Genomic DNA, 2,854 nt, shown 5'->3' on the forward strand with positions numbered 1-2,854 from the left:
ATATCGCTTCATCCGGATGGATGTAAGTGAAACTATCTCCCCCCCTTCCCCACGTTGTTGCTGCTGGAGTCCGCATGTCCCCCCGCCTGTCCGCGTCGCCGCTCGGCCTCGCCATCGCGCTCGCCCTGTCCCCCGCCCTGGCTTCGGCCCAGGACGCCGCCACCAACCTGGACACGGTGATCGTCACCGGCACCCGCGCCGCCGACCGCACCGTGCTTGAATCCACCTCGCCGGTGGACGTGCTGACCGCCGAGGACATCCGCAAGGCCGGCGTGGTCAATGGCGAGCTGGGCAGCGCCCTGCAGGCCCTGCTGCCCTCGTTCAACTTCCCCCGCCAGTCCAACTCCGGCGGCGCCGACCACGTGCGCGCCGCGCAGCTGCGCGGGCTGTCGCCGGACCAGGTGCTGGTGCTGGTCAACGGCAAGCGCCGCCACCACACCGCGCTGGTCAACACCGACAGCAAGATCGGCAAGGGCACCACGCCGGTCGACTTCAACGCAATCCCGGTCAGCGCCATCAAGCGCATCGAAGTACTGCGCGATGGCGCCGGTGCGCTGTACGGCTCTGACGCCGTGGCCGGCGTGATCAACGTGATCCTCGACAACGGCGGCGACGGCGGCGAGATCGAAGCCAGCTACGGCGCCAACCACACCGACCTCAAGCCGATCGGCCGCACCCTCACCGACGGCCAGACGGGCAACCTCAGTGCCAAGGTCGGCACCTCGCTGGGCGAAGACGGCGGCTTCCTGCGCGTCGGCCTGGAATACAAGAAGCGCAACGGCACCAACCGCGCCGGCTTCGACCAGATTCCGCCGTGGGACCAGACCGAGGCCAATCTTGCACTGCAGGGCAAGCGCAACTACGTGCTCGGCGATGGCGCCAGCAAGGACATCAATCTGTGGCTGAACACCGAGATTCCGGTGGGCAAGACCGCGACGTTCTATGCGTTCGGTACCTTCAACCAGCGTGATACCGAAGGCGCGAACTACTTCCGCTATCCCGATGGCGATGCCAACTGGAAGGAGGTCTACCCCAATGGCTACCGGCCGATCTCCGAAGGCGAGAACCGCGATGTGCAGGCGGTGGCCGGTATCCGTGGGCAGTGGGGTGAATGGAGTTATGACGGCAGCCTGGATTACGGCCAGAACGACTTCACCTATCGTCTGCGCGATTCGCTGAATGCCTCGCTGGGCCCGACCAGCCCGACCCGCTTCAAGACCGCGGACTACGAGTACGCGCAGACCGTGGGCAACTTCGACCTGAGCCGCGTGTTCTCGCAGAGCGACAGCATCAGCCACACCCTGGGCCTGGGCGCCGAAGCCCGCCACGAGCGCTACCAGACCCGTCCAGGCGACCCGGCCAGCTACGCCGCCGGCCCGTACACCGATCGTCCGACCGGCTCGCAGGCAGGCGGTGGCCTGACTCCGCAGGACGCGGCGACCTTGTCGCGCGATGTGGCCAGCGTCTACGCCAGCCTGTCCAGCCAGTTCGGCGAAAAATTCTCCACCGACCTGGCCGCGCGCTACGAGCACAGCGATGACTTCGGCGGCGAACTGACCGGCAAGCTCGGACTGCGCTACGAGTTCACCCCGGCATTCGCCCTGCGCGGCGCGATCTCCAACAATTTCCGCGCACCGTCGCTGGCGCAGATCGGCTACGAATCCACCTCCACCGGTTACAACGCCGGCGGCCAGCTGGTGCAGGGCCGCCTGCTCTCGGTCAACAACCCCATCGCCCGTGGCCTGGGTGCGCAGGACCTGAAGCCGGAGAAGTCGCTGAACACCTCGCTCGGCTTCACCAGCCGCATCGGCGAGCACTTCGACCTGTCGCTGGACTTCTTCCAGATCGACATCGACGACCGCATCGCACTGTCCGAGAGCATCACCGGCGATGCGCTGACCGATTACGTGGCCACCAACTACGGCGTCGGCGGCCTGCAGAGCGCCAGCTTCTTCGTCAACGCCGCCGACACGCGCACCCGCGGCGCCGAGCTGGTGAGCAACTGGCGGCAGTCGCTGGGCGATGGCCAGCTGCTGTTGACCGGCACCTACGCCTACACCAAGACCACGCTGAAGAACGTGCTGGCCACACCGGCGCAGCTGCAGGCGCTGGACCCGGACTACGTGCTGTTCGGCATCGAAGAGACCAATACGCTGACCGACGCCACCCCGCGCACCCGTGGCAGTTTCTCAGCCGCTTGGAGCAACGACCACTGGTCGCTGAGCAGCCGGGTGAACCGCTACGGCAGCGCGACCCGCGTATTCAACTTCGGTGATGGCTACATTCCCCGCCAGACCTACCAGGCCGAGTGGCAGCTGGATGCGGAAGTGGAATACCGCATCACCCCGCAGTGGAGCGTGGCCATCGGTGGGCAGAACCTGACCGACAACTACCCGGATCGCTCCAACGAGGACATCCACTACTTCGGCAACCTGCCCTACGACGTGCTGTCGCCGATCGGCAGCAACGGTGCGTACTACTACGGTCGCGTGCGCTACACGTTCTGATTGCTGCGAACAACGTGCCGACCAACGGTCGGCACCCACCGGGACGCGATGGCTCGCTGCGGGTGGGTGCGCCGGCACCCATCGGGTGGGTGCGGACCGTTGGTCCGCACCAGCCGTAGCCTGACCTCGACCCCGCGTACACGCCGCCGCTGGCATGGTGGTCGCCATGGCTGAACCGCTCCCCCTGCGTCCGCCACCTCCATTGCTGGACGACGCCTGCGCGTTGTTCCTCGATGTGGATGGCACCTTGATCGAATTCGCTGCACGCCCCGACGCCGTGCAGCTTCTCCCCGATGTGCGTGAAGCCATCGGCCGCATCAGCGATCGCCTGGAAGGTGCGGTGGCAC

At 66.6% G+C, this 2,854-nt stretch carries 1 protein-coding gene and 1 pseudogene; both read left to right on the top strand.

Going from position 1 to position 2,854, the window contains the following annotated elements:
• Positions 1 to 74 precede the first annotated feature (74 nt).
• Complete coding sequence (locus tag AC1VAN_RS17110; protein WP_442251803.1) at positions 75 to 2,507, top strand: TonB-dependent receptor plug domain-containing protein; 2,433 nt, start codon at positions 75 to 77, stop codon at positions 2,505 to 2,507.
• Positions 2,508 to 2,673: 166 nt separating this feature from the next.
• Positions 2,674 to 2,854 (top strand): annotated as a pseudogene (locus AC1VAN_RS17115) (trehalose-phosphatase); the annotation flags it as partial.

It is taken from the genome of Stenotrophomonas sp. 05L44_2, from assembly GCF_056665995.1.

Bases quoted from the DNA above. Each gene is read 5' to 3' on its own strand.
- AC1VAN_RS17110 (WP_442251803.1), top strand. From the start codon at position 75: ATGTCCCCCCGCCTGTCCGCGTCGCCGCTCGGCCTCGCCATCGCGCTC.